Below are 21,903 nucleotides of genomic sequence, written 5' to 3' on the forward strand. Positions count from 1 at the left end.
AATATGGATTTGTTATTAATACTCACTTATACCGCATTGTGCATTGGTATCTTTAAAGTTTTTAAAATCCCACTTAATAAATGGACAGTACCCACCGCGGTACTCGGTGGTGTGGTACTGATAGGCGCTTTGATCCTGTTAATGAACTATAACCATCCACATTCAAATATGGCCAGCAGTGCCTATGTCACAACACCTATTGTGCCAAATGTACGTGGTACCGTTGAAGAAGTTGCAGTAAAGCCAAATCAGCCTGTTAAAAAAGGTGACTTACTGTTTCGCCTAGACGATACCTTATATCGAGCCAAACTAAATCAAGCTATTGCAGCTTTGCAAGATGCAAAGCAGTCAGTGCTCGGTTTAGAAGCGGCCTATAAATCAGCACAAGCCAGTGCTCTGATGGCTAAAGCTGAATATGATCGTAGTAACAAAGAATACGAACGTTATGAAAAAGGCGCAAAAAGTGGTGCTTACTCAAAAGGCCAAGTTGATAATAAATTAGGGGTCTACTTAGCAGCAAAGGCAAGTTACGAAGCAGCACAGGCCGAAGAGTTACGTCAAAAACTTGCATTTGAGTCTGAAATTAATGGCGAACAAACTAAAATTGCCGCAGCTCGCGCTAATTTAGAGCAAGCTCAATTTAACTTAGACAGCACAAGCGTTTATGCACCTACCGATGGCTATGTTACACAACTAACATTACGTCCTGGAATGATTGCAGTACCAATGCCACTACGCCCAGTAATGACCTTTGTGCACAAAGAAGATACCGTTTACGTCGCTGCATTTAGACAAAATTCACTATTAAGACTCGAACCAGGTTACAAAGCAGACTTTATCTTTAAAGCTATTCCTGGCAAAACCTTTGCGGGCGAAGTAATCGATGTATTACCTGCTATTGGTGAAGGCCAAGTACAAGCACAAGGCACACTGATGGGCACTGAATTTTTTGCTCGCCAAGGCCGCGCTATTGTTACTTTAAAAATCACCGACGACATGAGTGAATATCACCTACCACAAGGAACAAGCACAGAAGTCGCTGTTTATTCAGAGCACTTCGAACACGTATCAGTGATGCGTAAAGTATTGATCAGAATGAAAAGTTGGCAAAACTACCTATTCTTAGATCATTAAACTGAAAATTGAAACATAAAAAAAGGCGCTAATCAGCGCCTTTTTACTCTCTAACTAAATTTACTTAGTTAGGTCATCGAAGAATTTCTTCACACCATCAAAGAAACCTTTTTCTTTTGGACGGTTTTTAGAGCCATCTTTACCCATGCTTTGCTCAAGTTCTTCAAGCAATTCACGTTGACGATCATTTAGATTCACTGGTGTTTCAATAACTACTTTACAGATCAAGTCACCTTGAGCGCCACTACGTACAGACTTAACGCCTTTACCACGCATACGGAACATTTTGCCAGTTTGGCTTTCTGATGGGATCTTCAGTTTTGCACGGCCATCTAGTGTCGGCACTTCAATTTCGCCACCCAGTGCTGCTGTCGTAAAGCCAATAGGCACTTCACAATACAGGTTATTGCCATCACGTTGGAAAATCGGGTGCTCACGTACAGAAACCTGAACGTATAAATCACCTGCTGGCGCACCATGCATGCCCGCTTCACCTTCGCCCGATAGACGAATACGGTCACCTGTATCAACACCCGCTGGGATCTTCACTGATAAGGTCTTCGTTTTTTCTACGCGACCTTGACCATGACAGCTGTCACATGGATCAGAAATAATTTGACCTGTCCCCTGACACGTAGGACACGTTTGCTGAACCGCAAAGAAGCCTTGGCGCATTTGTACTTGGCCTGCACCATGACAGGTAGTACATGTTTTTGGTTTCGAACCCGCTTTTGCACCGCTACCGTCACATGGTTTACAGCTAACCCAAGTTGGCACTTGAATTTCAACATCTTTACCACGAACAGCCTCTTCAAGGCTTAAGTCCATGTTGTAACGTAAGTCAGAACCACGTTGTTGACGCGATTGACGACGACCACCGCCACCACCAAAGATATCTCCAAACACATCACCGAAAATATCACCAAAATCACCATGACCGCCGCCGAAGCCACCGCCATGACCGCCACCACCTTGTTCAAAGGCTGCATGACCGTACTGATCATACATCTGACGTTTTTGTGGATCAGTTAGTACTTCGTAGGCATCTTTTACTTCCTTAAATTTAGCTTCAAGGTCTTTATCGCCTGCGGTACGGTCTGGATGATATTTCATCGCTAAGCGCTTATACGCTTTTTTTATGTCTCGTTCGCTGGCATCTTTGCTCACGCCGAGAACTTCATAATAATCGCTTTTTGACATATCTATCACACTACTCTTTTTACTGCAGCTACACTGCGTAAGGTAAATCGACTGGTACAAATCATATTATGGTCTTAACCATTTAAAAGGATTGGCATCTTTTCAATTTACCGTTTATATACATGCAAAAGGCGCGTCAAGCGAAATCGCTGGCGCGCCTCAATCATTTCATCCTAACTTAATTGGCTAAACAAAGCAGCCATTATTGCGTTAGGCAGAAGCGAAACGAGCAATTACTTGTCGTCTTTCACTTCTTCGAACTCTGCATCAACAACATCGTCATCTTGTTTTGCAGAAGATTGCTGTGCACCTGCATCCGCACCACCTTGTTGTTGCTGTGCTTTAGCTTGTGCAATTTCCATTAGCTTTTGTGACTTCTCAGCAAGAGCTTGAGTTTTTGCTTCAATCTCTTCTTTGTTATCACTCTTAATCGCCGCTTCTAGCTCTGTAAGCGCAGCTTCGATTGCTTCTTTATCTTCTGCAGGTAATGCATCACCCGCTTCTTCGATTTGCTTGCGTGTACCGTGAACCATTGCATCAGCTTGGTTACGAGTTGCTACTAGCTCTTCGAATTTTTTATCTTCTTCAGCGTGCGCTTCAGCATCACGAACCATTTTTTCTACTTCATCGTCGCTTAGACCTGAAGAAGCTTGGATTGTGATCTTCTGCTCTTTACCTGTATCTTTATCTTTAGCAGATACATGTAAGATACCGTCCGCATCTACGTCGAATGTTACTTCGATTTGTGGTGTACCACGTTGTGCTGGGCGAATACCTTCTAGGTTAAATTGACCTAGTGATTTGTTATCGCTTGAACGCTTACGCTCACCTTGTAATACGTGAATCGTTACCGCTGATTGGTTGTCTTCAGCTGTTGAGAAAACTTGTGATTTCTTAGTAGGAATCGTCGTGTTTTTCTCAATTAGAGCTGTCATTACTTGACCCATAGTCTCGATACCTAGTGATAACGGAGATACGTCAAGTAGCAGTACATCTTTAACGTCACCAGCTAGTACACCACCTTGAATCGCTGCACCTACTGCAACTGCTTCATCTGGGTTAACATCTTTACGAGGCTCTTTACCAAAGAACTCAGCAACTGTTTTTTGTACTAAAGGCATACGTGTTTGACCACCAACAAGGATGATGTCATTTACGTCGCTTACTGATAAATCAGCGTCAGCTAGTGCACGCTTAAGTGGCTCGATTGACTTAGTTACTAAGTCTTCAACAAGTGACTCAAGTTTTGCACGAGTAACTTTAACGTTCATGTGCTTAGGACCAGTTGCGTCAGCAGTCACGTACGGTAAGTTAACTTCTGTTTGCTGTGCAGAAGAAAGTTCAATCTTCGCTTTTTCAGCAGCTTCTTTAACACGTTGCATTGCAAGTGGATCAGTTTTAAGGTCGATACCTTGGTCTTTCTTGAACTCTTCAACTAAGTAGTTGATAACACGGTTATCAAAATCTTCACCACCTAAGTGAGTGTCACCGTTAGTTGCAAGAACTTCAAACGTGTGCTCGCCTTCAACTTCGTCGATTTCGATGATAGAGATATCGAAAGTACCACCACCTAAGTCGTATACTGCAACAACGTTTTCACCTTTGTTTTTGTCCATGCCATATGCAAGTGCAGCGGCTGTTGGCTCATTGATGATACGTTTAACTTCAAGACCAGCGATACGACCAGCATCTTTTGTAGCTTGACGTTGTGAGTCATTGAAGTATGCAGGAACTGTGATTACTGCTTCAGTAACCGCTTCACCTAGGAAGTCTTCTGCTGTTTTCTTCATTTTTTTCAGCACTTCTGCTGAAATTTGTGGTGCAGCACGTTTCTCGCCACGCGCTTCAACCCATGCATCACCGTTATCAGCTTTTACAATTTTAAAAGGCATGATACCGATATCGCGTTGTACTTCTTCGTCTTCAAAACGACGACCAATTAGACGCTTGATTGCAAATAATGTGTTAGTTGGGTTAGTTACTGCTTGGCGTTTTGCAGGTTGACCAACTAATGTTTCACCGTCTTGCGTGTATGCAATGATCGATGGTGTTGTGCGATCGCCTTCCGCGTTTTCAATAACGCGTGCTTTATCACCGTCTAGTACTGCTACACAAGAGTTAGTAGTACCTAAATCGATTCCAATAATTCTACCCATGAATCTTCTCCAACTTCAAAATTCGTTAAAACGTTCGATGACTAGTAGATAGGGGTGCAGGAAACTGAATTCAACTGTAAAAATGAAAAAAATTTACTTTTTTTTGAAATATTTTCGAAATGGCCGTTTTTTCCACAAAAAGCGGTGTTTTCTCAGCCTGCTTGCAGGATAAACAAACTGGTCTGATGACCTTGGCTATGCTATAACAAACACCATAACAATAAATGTTAAGGAAAATTATGCATTTTGAACAATTACTCGCCATGGCAGCTGAACTAGGCAAAGACAAAACAAAAGTTATGCAGTTTCCAGAAAACTGGTGCCAAGGTCGCACAGCGTTTGGTGGATTATCTGCAGCTTTATTATATCAAGCTATACGTCAGCATATCGATAGCTCTCGCCGTTTACTCTCTTTAAGCACTAACTTTGTTGGCCCGTTAATCGCTGACAATGATTTTTCAATCGACGTTGAAGTCTTACGTGAAGGCAAAAACAGTGCGCAGGTACTAGCAAAAGTGATTCAAAATGGCGATGTTTGTGTTATTACACAAGCCTGTTTTGGGGCTGAGCGTCAGTCCGATGTTCGTGTAGATGTCACTAAAACTATGCAGCTAAAACCGGTTGATGAGCGTTTCATCCTACCTTATAAAGAAGGCGTGATGCCGGCATTTTTCCAACATGTGGCACTGTGTTTACAAGACGGTAATATGCCATTCTCTGGAGCAGACACCTCACATTTAGGTGGTTGGATGAAATTCAAACATGTGCCAGAGCAAATGAATGAAGCCCATATCATCGCCCTAACAGATGCATGGCCACCAACCTTATTACAAATGTATAAGCAACCTGCACCAGCAAGTAGTATGTCGTGGTACATAGAATTTGTAGAAGAACCTGCAATTGCCCATGATGCTTGGATTGGCTACGAAGCGGTTACACATCACAGTAAAGATGGCTATGGTCTAGAAGATGGCTGTATTTGGAGTGAAGACGGTAAGCTGATTGCATTGAGCCGCCAAACTGTCGCGCTATTCGCGTAACTCAGGCTCAGAAAGCTGCGCGTACTCAGTACCATCAAGGCGAATAATTGCTTGATATTCGCCTGACTCAATGATCTCACCAAGGCCCAAATTAAAGGTATTTTTTAACGTTTTACTGTAAAAAAAAGCAGGTCTTGGTGCTTCTTTGAAAATTGCATGCACAGCAAAAGGTTTTACCTCTGCGCTTTGTTTATACTTCTCAAAGTAATATAAAAACACTCGGCGCTCTAAGATAATTACATCGACCCAGCCTTTCATAAGGTGATCAACTTGCGCTTCTTGGTTTACCACTTCTTCGTAAGAGCGCAAAATATTGGTAACTGACTTAAAAGGTGCTTCAATAAAATTAGTCGCATTTTGAAAGGCAAGCACGCTTTTACCTGCTAAATCGTAGATACTATTAATCTTAAGATCTTTATCAGCAAGACTAACCGCCACATTTTGATAGCGAAGAAGTTCATCGCTCTTATATATGTGTGAAGTAAGTACAGGTGGGAAGTTCAGCGCAATATCAACCTTGCCCTGCATAAGCTGCTGCTCAGCACGCTTATTAGACATATATTGAATACTGATATTAGAGATGCCTTGCGACTTAAAAGCAGCTTTCAATATTTCAAGTTGAATGCCACTGTTAGTGTCTTGAATAACGTAAGGAGGTAGAGACGAGCTTGCAGCAACAACAATGGGTTTTTGCCTATTTGGCTCAGATAAACACTCACCTTTCACACTAACAAACAACATTAAAAGGATAAATAATTGCTTCACTGCTCACCTTAAGGAATTAAATGAATTAAAAAGCGTAATCGCTTTGTACAAATATTAGCTTATATTAAACAAAGGTGCATTTGAATTTATACACTATTTGGTGCAAACTTAACTAAGTTCTTGTTTAAGAGACCCTAAGTTTGCAAACAGCCTGTCCTAGCTGCGATCTTGTCATTGAGATCCCACACTTAAGTGCAAAACAAGTGGCAATATGCCCTCATTGCAATACAAAGCTTTCGGCATCGCAAGCTAACCAAGATAGTATGGTAGTAGCACTGAGTTTAAGTGCTATTGTTATGCTACTGAGTAGTATGTTTTATCCATTCCTGTCTTTTACCAGTAGTGGCATTACTCAAACAATCACCTTACCCGATGCCGCACGTATTCTATTTAATTACGACAACGACTTTTTAGGTTTGTTCATCGACACCAGTATTATTGGTCTGCCCTTATTGCTATTAGTACTCATAATTCCTTTGCATTTAGGCTTATTAAAAGCGCTACCGTATCAATGGGGAAAAAGACTGTTAAAAACCACCTTTGCGTTAGAACCTTGGATCATGTCAGAGATTTTTTTAATTGGCGTAATGGTCAGTATGGTAAAAATCATGTCGATGGCTGATATTGAATTTGGTGTAAGCTTTTGGGCTTATAGCGCATTTGTTATTTGTTATGTGGCAGCCACAGCAAAATTAAATAAGCACACCTTATGGCAACAATTAAAAGAACCTGAGTATATAGAACAAACACAGCCAAACACGCGTGCTATTGATCAAGGTTTAAGAGCATGTCATGTTTGTGGACAATTGTGCGCGACCGAAACCTGTTCACGTTGCGACTCTAAAACTTACAGTCGCAACCCTTTTAGTGTGCAAAAAGCCGCTGCATGGTTATTAACCTCAGTGGCCTGTTATATTCCTGCCAATGTCTATCCTATTATGTATACCACGAGCCTTGGCGATGAAACCCCATCGACAATTATTGGTGGCGTAATGATTTTATGGAATAGTGGTTCGTACCCTATCGCAATGATCATCTTTTTAGCGAGTGTGGTTGTTCCCCTTGCCAAAGCGCTAATATTAAGTTTTTTATGCTTTATGGTGATGAGGCCAGCAAACAGACAAACTAAAAGCTATACACGTATCTACCAATTGACTGAATTTATTGGCAAATGGTCAATGATCGATGTATTTGTTGTGGCGATTCTAGTAGCCTTAGTACAACTAGGAAACTTAATGTCAGTAACACCTGGCATTGGCACAATATTTTTTACGACCATGGTTATATGCCAAATGTTGGCAGCCCATGCGTTTGATCCACGCTTATTGTGGGATAACCCAGATAACTTAAGTACTGCGAAACAAGAGACCTTGGCATGAGCGAAACCGCTAAAATAAAAACAGCGCCAAATATATCAGCAATCTGGATCATTCCAGTTATTGCCTTATTAATTGGCGCATGGATGTTGTACCAGTATCAAGCAAATAAAGGCACCACCATTTTTATCAAAATGCCTCATGCAGAAGGTATTGTGGCTGGTAAAACAGAAATAAAAGTACGTAGTGTGAAGATTGGCCAAATCGACCATGTTCGTTTATCAGATAAACAAAATAGCGTTATTGCAAGGGCGCAAATCGATAAACATTATGATGATTTACTGACAGATGATGCGAAAATTTGGGTTGTAAAACCACGAATTGATGACACGGGTATTAGCGGCATGAGTACCCTACTCTCTGGTGTGTATTTAGAATTTGCACCGGGAGAGAGTAAAAAGCTGGCCGAAAGATTTGAGCTACAAGATGAACCGGCTCTAATTGGTAAAGATGTAAAAGGTGGGCGCTTCACCCTATTAAGTTATAACGCAGAAGTGCTTGATGTGAGTACCGGTATTTACTTTAAAGATTACAAAATTGGCCAAATAGAAACCGCCACCTTTGATTGGAAGAATCAAGCGATGAAATATGGCATTTTTATCAATGAGCCATACCAAAACTTGATCACCTTAAACTCTATTTTCTGGGTAAACTCAGGCATCGAAATAGACCTATCTGCAGATGGTATTAATGTTAATACAGGCTCGTTAAGTAAATTGCTCAAAGGCGGTATTTCTGTTGGTATTCCTGAGCAACAAGCGCCCGGTGAAGTGGCCAGTAACGGCCATAGCTTTTCTTTAAGTAATAGCTACAAAGCCGCTTTAGAAGAACGCTTTTACGATTTTGACTACTACTTAATCGACTTTGAGCAATCAATTCGCGGCTTACGCGCTGGCGCTCCTGTAGAATACCGAGGTATGCGTATTGGTAGTGTGGTTGAAGCACCTGCAAGTGTCATAATAGATGGCAAACCTGCGCACTTTAGAACCGATAATACCGCAGTACCTGCCCTGATAAAAATTGAATATGGGCGCCTCTACCACGACAGTGCAGCAGCACGCGAGTTTTGGTACTCGAGTTTAGATGGTTGGATCAAAAATGGTCTTCGAGCGTCTTTAAAGCCGGGTAACTTACTCACTGGCGCAGTGTACGTTGACTTAGATATTTACGATAATGCAGAGCCTGCCGAATTAAAAACAATTGCCGAGTACACTGTATTCCCGAGTGTATCAAGTGGTATTACGGTCATAGCTGACCAAGTCTCTGATGTATTAAATAAAGTGAATAATCTTAAAATTGAAGATAGCTTAGCGCAAATGCAAACCACCTTTGCCGAGTACCAAGCGCTTGCTCATGATATGAGAGAGCTACTAAATAAACAAGATACGCAAGACTTACCGGGTGATATTAATCGCAACTTTGCAGAAATGACTAAGAGCATGCAACAGTTCGATAAAACTATGAAACAATTTGAAAAAACCATGGCAAGTTACGAACAAGGTTCAACATTCCACCAGCAGTTGCAAACGACTTTATCTGAATTTAAACGTTTAAGTGAAGAGCTACAGCCATTCACACGAGGTTTAAACCAGCAACCTAATATGTTGATCTTTGATAAGGAGCTACCTGCCGATCCAACGCCGAGGAAACAATAATGAACTATAAACTCTGTGCTTCAGTGGCATCAGTGCTGTTACTTTCGGCCTGCAGTCAAACGTCATTCTCGACCATTGAGTATTATCAATTTTCGCAGCCAATAGTCGCTAAGCAACGCCTAGCTGAGAATACACAAGCACAGCTCAGAATTAACACCGTACAGTTACGAGGTGCGCTTAATAATCGTGGCATTGCAATGGTTCTCGAAAACAACAGGGTCAATGCTGCTAACTACCATTTATGGAGCGAATCACCGGATTTAATGTTAACCGCCAGTGCCCATCAACAACTTTATACTGAACTTGATAATTGGATGGTAATAAAAGGTTTACCGGTGATCACCGATTTAGATCAGCAAAGTTTCTATGAATTAGAATATGAGCTACATCACTTTAACGGCGATGAACAAGGCAATGCCAACATTGCTGGGCTTTGGCGTTTATACTATACAAACCCTGAGTCGGGCCGAAAGTTAAAGGCCGTCAATTACTTCAATGAACTTACGCCATTACAAGACAGTGATTACGAAGGACTTGTCGCAACACTTGAGTCAACGTGGCTAAAGGTCAACAAACAAGTTGCAAACGAGGTATCAAAGCTTGCTCTTTAATAAGAGTTTTAGAGGCTGATTGTCATCGTTAATGATGACATCGCCTAGAAATTCAAAGCCAAGTTTCTGTAACACTTTCTGTGAGCCAATATTTGTTTGCGAGGTTATTGCTGCAAGTACACCAAGTTCTAATACGTGCTTTTTTGCCATCAATAACCTAGCAGCAGCTGTAATGATCCCCTTGCCTTCATACTTAGCTAACAAGGCAAATCCTAAATCGGGGATAGCTAACGCATCGCGCTGAAAGAGCCCCACCATACCAACCGGTGTACCATTTGCTAAACAAACAATGTAGCTACCAAAACCAAATTGCTGGTGGCTATTTATAAACGTTTGTTGAATATAATGCTCAGCTTGTGCGAGCGTATTAATGTTTTTATTACCAATATGCTCTAAGAATGTTGCTTGGTTTAAAAGTTCAACAATAAAGGTTGCATCATCTGGCTGTCCGGCACGCAAATATATATCTAACATGAGTTAAAACACCTTACTAACGACGTCATTGCTAAAATTAAGGCAGTCGAGAACACGCTCTTTTTGTACTTTAGATAACTCATCAATATCAAAGTAGCCATACTCTGTGTGCTCATCGCTCAACATTATCTCAGCACCCTCAGCCATATGAGCACGGAAAATAAACGCATGGGAGTTAAACGCTGTGTGATAATAAACACCACTTAAATAAGCAATGTCTACGTCACAATTAAGCTCTTCTTGGCATTCACGAAGTAACGCTTGATGAATGGTTTCTCCTTTATCTAAAGCCCCGCCAGGTAATCCCCAACTTTTTTGACCATAATTAGCTTTTAGTAATAACACTTGCCCTTGGTTGTTAGTGATAACCGCATGACTACTGAGTCTGTATGTATCTGAAAATGCCATAAACCTTAGCTTAATAAAGTTAAAAAAGTAATACAGTTGAAGAGTGTAAAATAATTATCATCGCAATAAAAATTCTTATTGACTAAATTAATATTCAGGATTATTTTCCTTGCGATGTTTTGGGCAAAACAAAAGCAGTATACCCTCTATACTGTCTGGCGCCAGCCAACGCAGGCACTTTCCCTAATGGGTCCATAAAAGTGTGTTCGCGTAAAGCAGTTACTTGAGTCTATAGACTTCTGATTTCTGTAAGCAATCTCGCATTGCTTAACTGTGTGAAAAATATAATGCAAGAACCTTCTGCGTTAAGTTTACTGCCGCCAGTATTGGTGGTGGTTTTGGCCGTATTTTTACGCCGCCCTATTTTATCTTTACTAATTGGTGCTTTGTTTGGTTTAGCCATGCTAGGACCAACCGCTGTGTTAGCCAATTTTGCTGATATTTCATTAAAGGTAATGCAAGACGAAACCATTGCTTGGCTAATTTTAGTCTGTGGTGGGTTTGGTGCATTAATCGCTTTATTAGTAAGAACCGGGGGGGCAAGTGCCTTCGCCGAATTAGCGTTAAAGTTTGCCAAAGGCCAGCGCTCATCGTTGGTGATGACATTTGTGCTAGGTGTGATTATTTTTATTGATGATTACTTAAATGCATTAACCGTCGGTGAAACCATGAAACGTATCACCGATAAGTTTAAAATTAGCCGTGAAATGCTCGCTTACGTTGTTGACTCAACAGCTGCGCCTATCTGTGTGCTGGTACCACTCTCTACATGGGCCGTTTTTTTTGGTGGCTTGTTAGTTGATAATAATGTTGCACCAGAGGGTCAAGGTATTGCCGTCTACATTCAAGCAATCCCTTATATGTTATACGCTTGGTTTGCAGTCATTGTTGTATTACTGGTTAGCTTAAATGTCATCCCTGCTTTTGGTCCGATGAAAAAAGCACAACTACGTGCCATGAATAATCAAATCGAGATCTCGAATAGCCAATACACGGATGTTCAAACAGCGGATGAATACGCAGTAAAAGCAGCAGAAGAAAACTTTGAAACAGCCGCTTCAAACGGCAAACTCTATAACTTTTTAGTGCCGATAGTTTTACTTGTTGCATTTACTGTTTACTTTGACATTGACGTATACAAAGGATTGCTTGCAACCTTTGCCGTTGTTTTACCTTTTTATATGTTACAAAAGTTGATGACATTGTCAGAACTCGTTGAGCGTATGCTTGATGGTTTTAAAAGTATGATCCCCGCTATTGGGACTGTGGTTGCAGCATTTATATTTAAAGATGTGTGTGACCAATTAATGCTTCCGCAATATGTCATTAATACATTAAGCCCTTATATGACGGCGCAGTACCTACCTGCGGTGGTATTCTTAGCAATGGCAGTACTTGCTTTTGCAACGGGTTCGAGCTGGGGGATTTTCGCGGTAACGATTCCTATTGTAATGCCACTGGCTTACGCAATTGATGCCAATATTCCTTTAGTGATTGGCGCTTTATTGTCAGCGTCGTCATTTGGTAGTCAAGCGTGCTTCTATTCTGATTCCACGGTTCTTGCCGCACAAGGCTCTGGGTGTGATTTAGTCAGCCATGCTATCACGCAACTGCCTTATACCTTACTTGCTGCAACCGCTGCATTTATAGGATTTTTGCTTATCGCATAAATTAAAAAGCCCAAGCAAATGCTTGGGCTTTTGTTTATCAACTATTAAGTTACTTTTGGAATTTAATGCCTTTGTAATAAGTCTCTAAGTTTTCAACTTTTCTTTGGTCTTTCAGATCAGCAAATGGCTTATCTGCAAACTTACTACCACGCATTTGAATATTTAAACGCGCAGCTTCACTATTGAGCATCGTTTTCTTGTAGTAATCTTTCAGATCAGCCAAGGTTACTTTTTCAACTTCAGCGATAAGCTTTTCTTTAGAGTCGAAGTTGAAGTTTTCACGGTACCAATCAGAAATAAGCGGTGACATTTCATCACTTAAATTCTTAGGTTGCTCTTTTAAAGACACAAGCGTTGCATTTTTAAGTTGTGCAAATGTTTCTTCTGTCATGTTATCAAGCTCAACAGCGTATTGCTTTTTGAACTCATCAAAACGCGCTTGCATTTCTTTAGGGCCTTTAACCGGTGTTTGAATATAAAGACCCAATGCAGAGTAGTCTTCGATAGGACGTGCTAGTGCACCAACCGCATAAGCTAACTGCTCTTCTGTACGTAACTTATCAAACGCTACGGTTCTAAAGTGGCTTTGTAAAATTTGTGCCTGTGCTTTTTGCTTATAACCTGGGGTTGGGTGTACAACCATATCAATAATTGCTACATCAGCTACATCGATATCTTTTTGCAGAACAATGCGCTCACCAGGCTGAGGTAACCAAGCTTTGCTTCTGGCAAACTCCGTCGCTTTATGACCTTTAGGTAAAATAGCGGTTAGCTTACTCGCAATAGAGTCAACATCGTTTTGGTTGTAGTTACCAAACGTGAATACGCGTAAATCATTTGCAGCAAGTGTAGATTGTTTAATAGCCGAAAAATCTGCAAGGGTTAGTGCATCTGCCGCTGCAATCAAGGTTTCGGTATCGAATTTACCACTACGAGTAAGCTTAGAGTACTCACCGAATGCTTGATAGAACGGGAACTGCTTTTGCTGATTTAATAAATCACGCTTAAAACGATCGATTGCTTGTGCAAAACCTTCTTCAGACACATCTAACGTTAGATTTTCAAGCGCCTGAGCTAAAAGTACATCTTGTTTATCAGTAAAACCGCTTAGCGATAACACAAGGCCATTACTTGGCTGTAACCCTAAACTCATACCTGCAACAGCAGCTTCTGTGCTTAGTTTGCTTTGTTGTAAGTTATAAAGATCTGCCCAAATTGAATACAGAACCTGTGATTTCACATTCACAAGAGCATCTGGCGTATTAATATAAACTTCAACAAGACCTTTAGGTTGTTCAGCAAACTGCTGACTTGCTTGACGCCAAACTTTAACACCTTGTTTATCAAATACCAGTTCAGGGTGTGCTTGTTGTTTAAACTCAGCGGTTTTAATTGCAAAGCTTTCAGGTAATAAGCGGTTTACTGTTGGTAATGCTAAAGTGTATTCGCTTGGTTTACTCCAACTTGCAACTTCTGCTTCGCTGATGTCTTCTATACGGTATTTACCATCGTAAAAATGCAGCTGTGAATCAGTTTCTTCTTGTTTAGAGATATACCAAATGCGCAGCGTATCTTCGTTTAACTGCGAAAGGACATTTTGCACTGCATCTGAATCAAACTTAGCATAATAATAAGGTGCATTAATTGCGTTGTTCACAGGGAACTTTTGCATGCTATCAGTTAAGTTACTTACATAACCAAACTCATCACCTTTTTCTAGGAATTGAAATTCATTGTTTAACGATGTACGAATTTCATTAAAGTATTTGCTATCAACACCCTGCTCTTTAATAAGCGCAATGTACTGCATAACCATAGCGACAATTTCTTCGCGGTTTTGCATGCCAGCATCAGTCAATTCAATATTAACCGTTAAGCTACCGTAGTTACCATATTGTGTTGGTGCATCAGAAGCAGATAAACGTGACACCCATCCTTTATCACGCAAAATTTGTGCAGGACTACCTTGCATTTCGTTACTTAAAAGGTATGAAACAAAACGATTTGGTTTAACCGCAAACTGTGAACTGTTATCAGCAATTGTGAACTCTAACTGTAGCTGTTTTACATCTTCATTCGGTGAGTAATAAACACGCTTTCCGCCAGCAACAGAAAAGTCTAACTTATCAGTCACCGTTGGCTTTTCGATTTTTTTATTTTCAATATCAGCAAAATACTGTTTAGCTTTTGCTTCCATTTCAGCCAGTGGACGATTTGAGATCATCGCCACTTTCATAATGTTCGATGAATAGTACTTGTTATAAAAAGCAACGGTTTCTTTATGCAGATTGCTGCCTTCTTTGTCCCCTAAAGTTTCTAGGTTACCAATTAAGAAGCGGTTTGCAGGGTGTGAGCCCATCATTTGGCGTGCCAGTTTAAATTGGCCAAAAAAGTCCATTTCACGGCGCATTGACCACTCTGCGTTTACCGCATTTTTTTCTTTGTCTGTGTATTCTGGGTAAAGCTTTGGCGATTTAAAAAAGTCTGCAAAGCGGTCAAGTGCTTCGTCGTAGGCATCATTGTTCACTTTGAACATGTAGTTTGTGATATCTAACCAGGTGTAAGCGTTATGTGCGCCACCATTTTTGGTCATGAAATCACTGTAACCTTTAGTGTCTGGGTAGCGGTCTGTACCAAGGAACAGCATATGCTCTAGGTAGTGCGCCATGCCTTGTTGCGACATAGGGTCGTGCAATAAACCAACGCCTACACTCAATGCAGCAGCTGATTTTTCAGCACTAGGATCTGAAATTAAAATTACATCAATTTCGTTATCTAGTTTTAATGTTTTGTACTCACGGGTGTCGTTTGGGCTGATAACTAACGAGTCAGGAATAAGGTTAGTATTAGCTGCAGGAGGCGTTGTGGTAGAAGTAGAAGAACAACCTGCTAACACTGCAAAAGCGATTGCACTGAGTCCTATTATTTTTTTCATTATTTTGTATCCATTAGAAATTGAATAAATTTTTATTTATCATGTGTTTTCGAGCGCCGCAATTCAATGCTTTTCAGCTAAGTTACAGCAAAACTTTGTAACACATTGTGAAAATGCAATACTTACGGTTAAGATTAATAGCAATAACTATAACAAAGGATGAGCTATGGAAAAGTGGCTAATTGTAGCAATGTTCACTCAGGTCTTTCTGACTTTTGCAGTCATGTACATTATGGGTAAGCGTCGTTTTCGTGCGGCAAAACAAAAAACCATCGAGATGAAAGACTTCTTAACAATGGAGCTTGAAAAGGCTGGGGATAATGTTCGCGTAGCAGATCGTAACTTTATCAATCAATTCGAAATGCCTGTGCTGTTTTTTATTGCGTGTTTAACAGCTCTGCAAGTAAATGCTGTAGGTACTGTATTTGTTGCCCTTGCTTGGGTTTATGTTGCATTAAGAATTATTCATAGCGTAATACACTTAACTTCAAATACCTTGAAGGCACGCTATTATAGTTTTGTTGTCAGTAGCTTTATAATGCTAGTAATGTGGGTGCTTATTTTAGTTAGAATCTTCTAATAATCATCAATACAAAGAAATAAGGCGCTTTTTAGCGCCTTATTAAGGAATTATTTACGACGAGTAAAACCTGCAAGAGCTAATAAAGATAGCATCCACGCAAGACTCCCGCCTGAGCTACTACCACCATTGTCTGAAGAGTTATCTTCATCAATTAGCGTGTTCTCTTTTGGTGATAAAGAAGCAGACGAATTCGGATCATCATCAATCACAGTGACACTGTTAATGTAGAATAAGTTTTCACCACTGAAACCTGACGTTGTATCTGGGCACTGCTCTTCATTAAGGTTTACTACAGGGATTTCTCCGCAGTGTACTAAAGAGGTGATTTGTTCTAAAACATCCATACTCTGTACAGTTACTTCACCAAAAACAGTAAAGCCACCATTTTGTAAGTCTAGGTTAGCACTGTTATCTTTTAAATTGAAAAACCACTGACTTGTCGCACTATTAGCATTACCACCAAGCTTGGCCATTGCAATGGTACCTTTAACATTCGACAGCTCTGGCTCATTGGTAATAGCGTCAACAGTTTCTATCGCCTCGAAATCAGTATCAAATTTAAAACCACCACCTTGAAGAACAAAGTTATCAACTGAGCGATGAATAACCGTACCGTCGTAGCTGCCATCTGCAACATAGTTTAAAAAGTTTTCAACGGTAACAGGTGTGTGTTGATCATAGAGGTGAACAGTAATACTGCCCAGATCAGTCTGCATTTCGACAATAGTTGCATTGGCTGTAAAACAACTAGCCAATAAAGCAGTTGCAAGTAGATGTTTTTTCATTGTTTATCTTTCCTGATAATTTTTATTATAAAACTGCAAGAAGCTTAAACAAAATAGACATGCGCTTAAATAGCAAACAAAACAGTTACACAAAACGCGCCAAACCAATTACATCTCAGTTACATTAATTCACACCATGTATTCATTATGGTTATAAAAAATTTAAAGAATAAAACAAAATCGTCTTATCAAATAGGCTCAGTTTGTTAGTATCTGCACGACAACAATGAACACACAGGAATGAACCATGGCGAATGAAGAGAACGCAATATGCGATTTTGGCCTACACCAAGGTGAGCCTTACAGTAAGTTACCCGCTAGTTTCTTAAATTGGATGGTCGGCAATAATCATCAAAAGTCTCATTACGCAGAACAAGAACTACAACGCAGACAACTTGCCGCAACAGGACAACTAAATACAGAAAATAGCGACAAAAATTTATAAAAGACATTTAATTTAAACTTAAGTCGTTTAAACTAAGCGCATAATTAACCTACTGCTCTATTCAGGCAAACAATTATGCGCTTTTTATTACTAACATCGCTACTGGTTACCCTAACCGCGTGTAGCTCCTCTTCTAATAATACTGATTCAGCCCAATATTTAACTCTGCTTCATACTAATGATAACCATGGTCGTTTTTGGCATAACGAACAAGGTGAGTATGGCATGGCTGCTCGTAAGACTCTAATTGATCAACTAAAAGCTGAGGCCAAAGCACAAGGTCATGCTGTTTTATTGCTTTCAGGTGGCGATATCAATACGGGTATTCCAGAGTCTGACTTACAACACGCGGAGCCTGATTTTAAAGGTATGTCGATAATTGGTTATGATGCCATGGCAATTGGTAACCATGAGTTTGATAATCCACTGGCAGTACTTGATCAACAACAAAAATGGTCAAACTTCCCTTTTCTATCAGCCAATATAATAGATAAAAATACAGGTGAAACTCGTTACCAAGGCTATAAAATCTTCGAAAAGAATGGGCTTAAAATTGCTGTAATCGGCTTAACCACCACAGATACCGCTAAAATCGGTAACCCGCAATATATCGGTGGCCTAGAATTTAAAGACCCTACAGACGTGACAGCAAAATTAGCTCCAGAAATTGATAAACAGTACAATCCAGATATCACTATCGCTGTTACACATATGGGTCACTATGTTGATGCTAACTTTGGTATTAATGCACCCGGTGATGTGACTATGGCGCGCAATTTACCAAAAGGGATGCTTGATATTATTGTTGGCGGTCATTCACAAGAGCCTGTGTGTATGAAAGAAGCCAATGTTGCTGACAAAAGCTTTATGCCAGGTAAAGAGTGTAAGCCTGACCAACAAAATGGTACTTGGATCATGCAAGCCCATGAGTGGGGTAAATATGTTGGTAAAGCTGAGTTCAAATTAGAAAACAATGAATTAACTTTGCTCAATTACTCACTTATTCCGGTAAATCTTTATATCGATGATGAAAACGGTAATAAAAAGCTAGCGGCTGAGTACATTGAACCAAACAAAAACTTACAAGACATCCTTGCGGTTTATCAGCAAAAAGGCGCAGCACAAATTGCTGGTAAAATAGGTAACGTTGATACAAAACTTGAAGGTGACCGCAATAAAGTACGCTATGAACAAGTAAACTTAGCACGCGTTATTATTGCTGCACAAATGCAGTCAGTGGGTGCTGATTTTGGTTTGATAAGCGGTGGCGGTATTCGCGATAGCATTCAAGCAGGCGATGTAAGTTATAAAGATATTTTAAAAGTTCATCCTTTTAAAAACCGTATCACCTATATTGATATGACAGGCCAAGAGCTATATGACTACTTGCAGGTTGTTACTTCTTTTCCACCTGATTCAGGTGCCTACTTACAATATTATAAGTTAAGCTTTAAACGCAATAACGACACTTTATCTGATGTTAAAATTGCCGGTAAACCACTTGATATGGCTAAAACTTATCGTATGAGCATTAACAGCTATAATGCCTCTGGTGGTGATGGCTATCCTACTCTTACCAATAAAAAAGGCTTTGTGAGTACAGATGATACAGATGCACAGGCATTAAAGCGTTTCTTTGAGCAAAATAGTCCTGTTAAAGCGGCTGATTACGCCCCTAAATAAAGACTACTTAAATAGAAAAAGGGAAGTCAGTGACTTCCCTTTTTACTTTTAAACTAGATTACTTCCCAATGACTTCAATATCGGCAATCTCAATCGCTTTCAATCCGTAATGATGTAATCGCGAACGGGAGCCTTCACCATGGGCCTTAGGTGGATAATAGGTTTCTTTTATCTCAAGCTGGTCTTGCCAGACTTCATCAAGGGCAGCCCGAATTTCACTTAATGTTTTTTCTAAACTATTGGTAAAGTTTGGGCGCTTACGTATTGTGTGACCAAGCTCTACTAACCGGTAAAAATACTTGTTTGCTAAAGTCAGTAATTCTTCTGGTACATCTTTATTTTGATTAAGCACTACATCCGGATGTTCAATACAAAACTCAACCAATGCAAGGTAAAAGCACAGCGGTTTATTAGCAAGCGCCACTGTTTTATCAACAGCACAGCTAGCAGCCAAAGTTTTATTTTGAAGATCGACTATCAATTTAGGCTTTTCTTCTGCCTGAACTGCAATTTCAGGTTCGTGTTTAGCAATTTGGATTTTAGTACGCTCACTTATAAATAATAAGTAAGTAAATGCAGCTGCAAATAAACACACCAAAATAAACACAGCGATATCATCTTTAGCAAATAAAGAAGATGCAACAACAAAGCTAACCGTTAATGATTTTTGTGGTGCATGTAATTGCTTAGTGATTAAATCTGCACGGGCAGGATAATCAGAGATACCCTCAATGGAGTAAACCATCACGCCAGAGTCTGCTAACTGAGCATTAAGACGCGCGATATAATTGAGTACCATCTCTTTACTGCCTGAATGCTTTAAAAAATCATCAGGTAAATTTAAATGGTTTAAGTCAAGGGCAATACGGTTTTCAACTTTTGCTAGTGTCAGTGCATCATTATTTGTTGTCTTATAAGCTTTTGCTGTAATAAAGGTGGCAAATAATACCAAGCAACAGCTTAAAAATACTCCACCATAAGCAAACTTAATTCTAATTGGCAGCATTGCTATCCCCTACTTTCATTGTTTGCTGGTTTGAGTCACATTCCCAAAAAGACTCAACATGATTAAAGTAGTGAGAATTTTGATTGTGTGCCAATTGGGTTAACTGCGCTTGAACTGCACATAAAAGGTCGGTGTTTTCATCCTGCATTTTTAAATACCAACGGCTACCACTTATATTGTCGCGTATAGGCGTAATGTAGTTTTTAGAAAAACGTTGCTGGTCGCTGTCTTGCCAATAAGAAGAAATTAAATCGACCTTACCACTTGCAAGCAGCTCTCTTAATTCAGTATGCGAACTTGCGTAAGTGATATTTAGGTTTTCTAGGTTGATATCTAATTTTTTAAATAATTGTTTAGGGAGAATGTGTCCAGAGCGGCTCGTTGGGTAATCAAGCAAACCAATACGTTTATCTAAAAAGTAGCTTTTTTCAATGCGTGGCTTTTCTTTACTAGAAATTAAATAAGCAGTGTAGTCAGGAAAGCCAACAACTGCTTGGTAGTTATAGGTTGACTCGGCCATAAAGGCATTAATCAAGTTTTCTTTAGCCAGGATCAAATCTGCAATCCCTTTACCTAAAAACTCAATTGTGTCAGAAGTTTTATAGCCCCAATAAGAGGTGACCTTGCCGTATTGTTTACTAATGATGTCATCAGCGCATAAGGTTTTAGCGACATCCTCAGCCAATACTTTGCCAGATGAATACACCACCAGCTCGTTAAGGTTAACCTCTGATTTAGTATCACATTGGAAAGACGTTTCAATAAATGCATCGATATCAGATACAGCTGGTTTACCCTGCAAAATTCCGATATAAAAAAACAAAATAACTGCTAGAAACAAAAATGTAACAATCGACGATTTTTTTATTAGTATTGTTCTTAAATTCAATTTTAATAGCCAACAACGCTCCGTTGTCTCTATTTGAACAATTATTCTTACTTATTACAACAAGTAATTTTACCTGAATATTTTAAGCTATTGATAAATAACATATATGAACAAGAAATTATGAATCTTATTGAGTCCTTTCTATTTGCTTTTAAATTCAGGAAAATATGCATCAAGAAATCGTGCTTCAGGGCACATTCATTTTTGGACACTGAGTCAATGTTACAAAAAACAATAAAAATGTTGCTGTTATCGACACCAGTTATTTCTGCGGTGTTAAGTAACCCAGCTAATGCATGGGGTCAGAATGGTCACCGTATTATCGGTGAAATTGCATCTAAGCATATTACAGACACCACCAAGCAAGCATTAGTTCCTTTACTTGATGGTGATTCTTTACCACAGGTAGCAACGTGGGCTGATGAAATGCGTTCTGCTCCAGAAAAATTCTGGCAAAAGAAGTCTTCGCGCTGGCATTACATTAATTTTAAAGAAGGCGATGCCAAACCACATTACGACTCACATGCCCACCATAACAAAGAAACCGTGTCAGATATCCTCGAAGGCATGGAATATTCAATCTCAGTATTACAAAACCAAAAAGCTTCTCTAGGTGAAAAACAGTTCGCACTGCGTTTTTTAGTTCACCTTGTTGGCGATAGCCATCAACCTTTTCATGCTGGTCGTGGTGAAGATCGTGGTGGCAACAATATTTCTGTCACATTCTTCGGTCAAGATACCAATTTACATAGCCTATGGGACACAAAACTCATTGAAAATGAAAATTTGTCCTATACTGAGTTTGCGCAATTTATAAATACAAAAAATCAAGCGTTAATAACGGACTATCTTGCCAGTTCACCTAGCGATTGGTTAATCGAATCAAATAATATTGCAAACTCTCTGTATAAAGAAAATGAAACAAACGTAAGTTATAGTTATATCTATAAAAACTTACCAGTTGTTAAAACGCGCCTACAACAAGGCGGGATAAGATTGGCAGGTTTATTAAATAATCTATTTGATAAATCAGCAAAACCGTTAGTAAAGGCACTTAAGATGCCAACTGACAGCAAACTATAAATGAA

The 21,903-nt window shown here is 39.7% G+C and carries 20 protein-coding genes; 11 read left to right on the plus strand and 9 right to left on the minus strand.

The features are described 5' to 3' along the window. Nucleotides 1-3 precede the first annotated feature (3 nt). A complete protein-coding gene (locus KQP93_RS19830) occupies nt 4-1,134 on the plus strand; it encodes an HlyD family secretion protein (RefSeq protein ID WP_217876876.1) in 1,131 nt (376 codons plus the stop codon). Between the two features lie 60 nt (nt 1,135-1,194). Here KQP93_RS19830 and dnaJ read toward each other — a convergent pair whose 3' ends face one another. Further along, nucleotides 1,195-2,334, minus strand: a complete 1,140-nt coding sequence (gene dnaJ / locus KQP93_RS19835; RefSeq protein ID WP_217876877.1) for a molecular chaperone DnaJ — start codon at nt 2,332-2,334, stop codon at nt 1,195-1,197. Between the two features lie 233 nt (nt 2,335-2,567). After that, complete coding sequence (gene dnaK, locus KQP93_RS19840; protein WP_217876878.1) at nt 2,568-4,490, minus strand: molecular chaperone DnaK; 1,923 nt, start codon at nt 4,488-4,490, stop codon at nt 2,568-2,570. A 239-nt stretch (nt 4,491-4,729) separates the two neighbouring features. Between dnaK and KQP93_RS19845 the strand changes: the two genes are divergently transcribed. Then, the gene (locus KQP93_RS19845; protein WP_217876879.1) at nt 4,730-5,530 is read left to right on the plus strand and encodes a thioesterase family protein; all 801 of its coding nucleotides are present in this window, start codon (nt 4,730-4,732) and stop codon (nt 5,528-5,530) included. Here the strand turns inward: KQP93_RS19845 and KQP93_RS19850 are convergent. Then, nucleotides 5,519-6,295, minus strand: a complete 777-nt coding sequence (locus KQP93_RS19850; protein ID WP_254907758.1) for a substrate-binding periplasmic protein — start codon at nt 6,293-6,295, stop codon at nt 5,519-5,521. The two genes, KQP93_RS19845 and KQP93_RS19850, sit on opposite strands and share 12 nt — an antisense overlap. 140 nt (nt 6,296-6,435) lie before the next feature. Here KQP93_RS19850 and KQP93_RS19855 point away from each other — a divergent pair, with 140 nt between their 5' ends. The 3 genes from KQP93_RS19855 to KQP93_RS19865 are packed head-to-tail and all read left to right on the plus strand — an operon-like array spanning nt 6,436 to nt 9,937. Continuing rightward, a complete protein-coding gene (locus KQP93_RS19855) occupies nt 6,436-7,674 on the plus strand; it encodes a PqiA/YebS family transporter subunit (protein WP_217876880.1) in 1,239 nt (412 codons plus the stop codon). After that, nucleotides 7,671-9,326 (plus strand): intermembrane transport protein PqiB, encoded by a 1,656-nt coding sequence (gene pqiB / locus KQP93_RS19860; RefSeq protein ID WP_175080622.1) that lies wholly within the window; start codon nt 7,671-7,673, stop codon nt 9,324-9,326. The genes KQP93_RS19855 and pqiB overlap by 4 nt, the downstream gene beginning before the upstream one ends. Further along, a complete protein-coding gene (locus KQP93_RS19865) occupies nt 9,326-9,937 on the plus strand; it encodes a PqiC family protein (RefSeq protein WP_217876881.1) in 612 nt (203 codons plus the stop codon). The genes pqiB and KQP93_RS19865 overlap by 1 nt, the downstream gene beginning before the upstream one ends. Here KQP93_RS19865 and KQP93_RS19870 read toward each other — a convergent pair. Continuing rightward, nucleotides 9,920-10,411, minus strand: coding sequence for a GNAT family N-acetyltransferase (locus tag KQP93_RS19870; protein WP_217876882.1), 492 nt, complete (start codon nt 10,409-10,411; stop codon nt 9,920-9,922). The genes KQP93_RS19865 and KQP93_RS19870 overlap by 18 nt on opposite strands. Nucleotides 10,412-10,414: 3 nt before the next feature. After that, nucleotides 10,415-10,819 (minus strand): NUDIX hydrolase, encoded by a 405-nt coding sequence (locus KQP93_RS19875; RefSeq protein ID WP_217876883.1) that lies wholly within the window; start codon nt 10,817-10,819, stop codon nt 10,415-10,417. Between the two features lie 287 nt (nt 10,820-11,106). Here KQP93_RS19875 and KQP93_RS19880 point away from each other — a divergent pair, with 287 nt between their 5' ends. After that, nucleotides 11,107-12,489: a Na+/H+ antiporter NhaC family protein gene (locus KQP93_RS19880; protein WP_217876884.1), complete on the plus strand. Its 1,383-nt coding sequence runs from the start codon at nt 11,107-11,109 to the stop codon at nt 12,487-12,489. 49 nt (nt 12,490-12,538) lie between these two features. Here KQP93_RS19880 and KQP93_RS19885 read toward each other — a convergent pair whose 3' ends face one another. Next, nucleotides 12,539-15,424 (minus strand): insulinase family protein, encoded by a 2,886-nt coding sequence (locus KQP93_RS19885; protein WP_217876885.1) that lies wholly within the window; start codon nt 15,422-15,424, stop codon nt 12,539-12,541. A 166-nt stretch (nt 15,425-15,590) separates the two neighbouring features. Between KQP93_RS19885 and KQP93_RS19890 the strand changes: the two genes are divergently transcribed. Further along, nucleotides 15,591-16,004, plus strand: a complete 414-nt coding sequence (locus KQP93_RS19890; RefSeq protein ID WP_217876886.1) for an MAPEG family protein — start codon at nt 15,591-15,593, stop codon at nt 16,002-16,004. Between the two features lie 50 nt (nt 16,005-16,054). Here the strand turns inward: KQP93_RS19890 and KQP93_RS19895 are convergent, their stop codons facing one another. After that, nucleotides 16,055-16,762 carry a peptidylprolyl isomerase gene (locus tag KQP93_RS19895; RefSeq protein WP_369598769.1) on the minus strand — a complete coding sequence of 236 codons (708 nt, stop codon included), beginning with the start codon at nt 16,760-16,762 and terminating at the stop codon, nt 16,055-16,057. Here KQP93_RS19895 and KQP93_RS21660 point away from each other — a divergent pair. The 3 genes from KQP93_RS21660 (at nt 16,740) to ushA (ending at nt 18,920) form a co-directional block, all read left to right on the plus strand. Next, nucleotides 16,740-16,808, plus strand: a complete 69-nt coding sequence (locus KQP93_RS21660; RefSeq protein ID WP_350338400.1) for a hypothetical protein — start codon at nt 16,740-16,742, stop codon at nt 16,806-16,808. The two genes, KQP93_RS19895 and KQP93_RS21660, sit on opposite strands and share 23 nt — an antisense overlap. A 231-nt stretch (nt 16,809-17,039) precedes the next feature. Continuing rightward, nucleotides 17,040-17,237, plus strand: a complete 198-nt coding sequence (locus KQP93_RS19900) for a hypothetical protein (RefSeq protein ID WP_217876888.1) — start codon at nt 17,040-17,042, stop codon at nt 17,235-17,237. A gap of 75 nt (nt 17,238-17,312) precedes the next feature. Further along, a complete protein-coding gene (ushA, locus tag KQP93_RS19905) occupies nt 17,313-18,920 on the plus strand; it encodes a bifunctional UDP-sugar hydrolase/5'-nucleotidase UshA (protein WP_217876889.1) in 1,608 nt (535 codons plus the stop codon). 58 nt (nt 18,921-18,978) lie between these two features. On the opposite strand, the gene KQP93_RS19910 is transcribed toward ushA, so the two are convergent. Together KQP93_RS19910 and KQP93_RS19915 are read right to left on the minus strand one after the other, a co-directional pair. Then, a complete protein-coding gene (locus KQP93_RS19910) occupies nt 18,979-19,926 on the minus strand; it encodes a hypothetical protein (protein ID WP_254907759.1) in 948 nt (315 codons plus the stop codon). After that, complete coding sequence (locus KQP93_RS19915) at nt 19,913-20,815, minus strand: hypothetical protein (RefSeq protein ID WP_217876890.1); 903 nt, start codon at nt 20,813-20,815, stop codon at nt 19,913-19,915. The genes KQP93_RS19910 and KQP93_RS19915 overlap by 14 nt, the downstream gene beginning before the upstream one ends. A gap of 219 nt (nt 20,816-21,034) precedes the next feature. Between KQP93_RS19915 and KQP93_RS19920 the strand changes: the two genes are divergently transcribed. Next, the gene (locus tag KQP93_RS19920) at nt 21,035-21,898 is read left to right on the plus strand and encodes a S1/P1 nuclease (RefSeq protein ID WP_217876891.1); all 864 of its coding nucleotides are present in this window, start codon (nt 21,035-21,037) and stop codon (nt 21,896-21,898) included. Nucleotides 21,899-21,903: the final 5 nt, after the last annotated feature.

The organism is Pseudoalteromonas shioyasakiensis (assembly GCF_019134595.1).
GTDB classification, from domain to species: Bacteria; Pseudomonadota; Gammaproteobacteria; order Enterobacterales; family Alteromonadaceae; genus Pseudoalteromonas; species Pseudoalteromonas shioyasakiensis_A.

Excerpts from the sequence above, each read along its gene's own strand:
- KQP93_RS19830 (WP_217876876.1), top strand. The coding sequence starts at position 4 with ATGGATTTGTTATTAATACTCACTTATACCGCATTGTGCATTGGTATC.
- dnaJ (WP_217876877.1), bottom strand. The coding sequence starts at position 2,334 with ATGTCAAAAAGCGATTATTATGAAGTTCTCGGCGTGAGCAAAGATGCC.
- dnaK (WP_217876878.1), bottom strand. The coding sequence starts at position 4,490 with ATGGGTAGAATTATTGGAATCGATTTAGGTACTACTAACTCTTGTGTA.
- KQP93_RS19845 (WP_217876879.1), top strand. The coding sequence starts at position 4,730 with ATGCATTTTGAACAATTACTCGCCATGGCAGCTGAACTAGGCAAAGAC.
- pqiB (WP_175080622.1), top strand. The coding sequence starts at position 7,671 with ATGAGCGAAACCGCTAAAATAAAAACAGCGCCAAATATATCAGCAATC.
- KQP93_RS19865 (WP_217876881.1), top strand. The coding sequence starts at position 9,326 with ATGAACTATAAACTCTGTGCTTCAGTGGCATCAGTGCTGTTACTTTCG.
- KQP93_RS19870 (WP_217876882.1), bottom strand. The coding sequence starts at position 10,411 with ATGTTAGATATATATTTGCGTGCCGGACAGCCAGATGATGCAACCTTT.
- KQP93_RS19875 (WP_217876883.1), bottom strand. The coding sequence starts at position 10,819 with ATGGCATTTTCAGATACATACAGACTCAGTAGTCATGCGGTTATCACT.
- KQP93_RS19880 (WP_217876884.1), top strand. The coding sequence starts at position 11,107 with ATGCAAGAACCTTCTGCGTTAAGTTTACTGCCGCCAGTATTGGTGGTG.
- KQP93_RS19885 (WP_217876885.1), bottom strand. The coding sequence starts at position 15,424 with ATGAAAAAAATAATAGGACTCAGTGCAATCGCTTTTGCAGTGTTAGCA.
- KQP93_RS19890 (WP_217876886.1), top strand. The coding sequence starts at position 15,591 with ATGGAAAAGTGGCTAATTGTAGCAATGTTCACTCAGGTCTTTCTGACT.
- KQP93_RS19900 (WP_217876888.1), top strand. The coding sequence starts at position 17,040 with ATGGCGAATGAAGAGAACGCAATATGCGATTTTGGCCTACACCAAGGT.
- ushA (WP_217876889.1), top strand. The coding sequence starts at position 17,313 with ATGCGCTTTTTATTACTAACATCGCTACTGGTTACCCTAACCGCGTGT.
- KQP93_RS19910 (WP_254907759.1), bottom strand. The coding sequence starts at position 19,926 with ATGCTGCCAATTAGAATTAAGTTTGCTTATGGTGGAGTATTTTTAAGC.
- KQP93_RS19920 (WP_217876891.1), top strand. The coding sequence starts at position 21,035 with ATGTTACAAAAAACAATAAAAATGTTGCTGTTATCGACACCAGTTATT.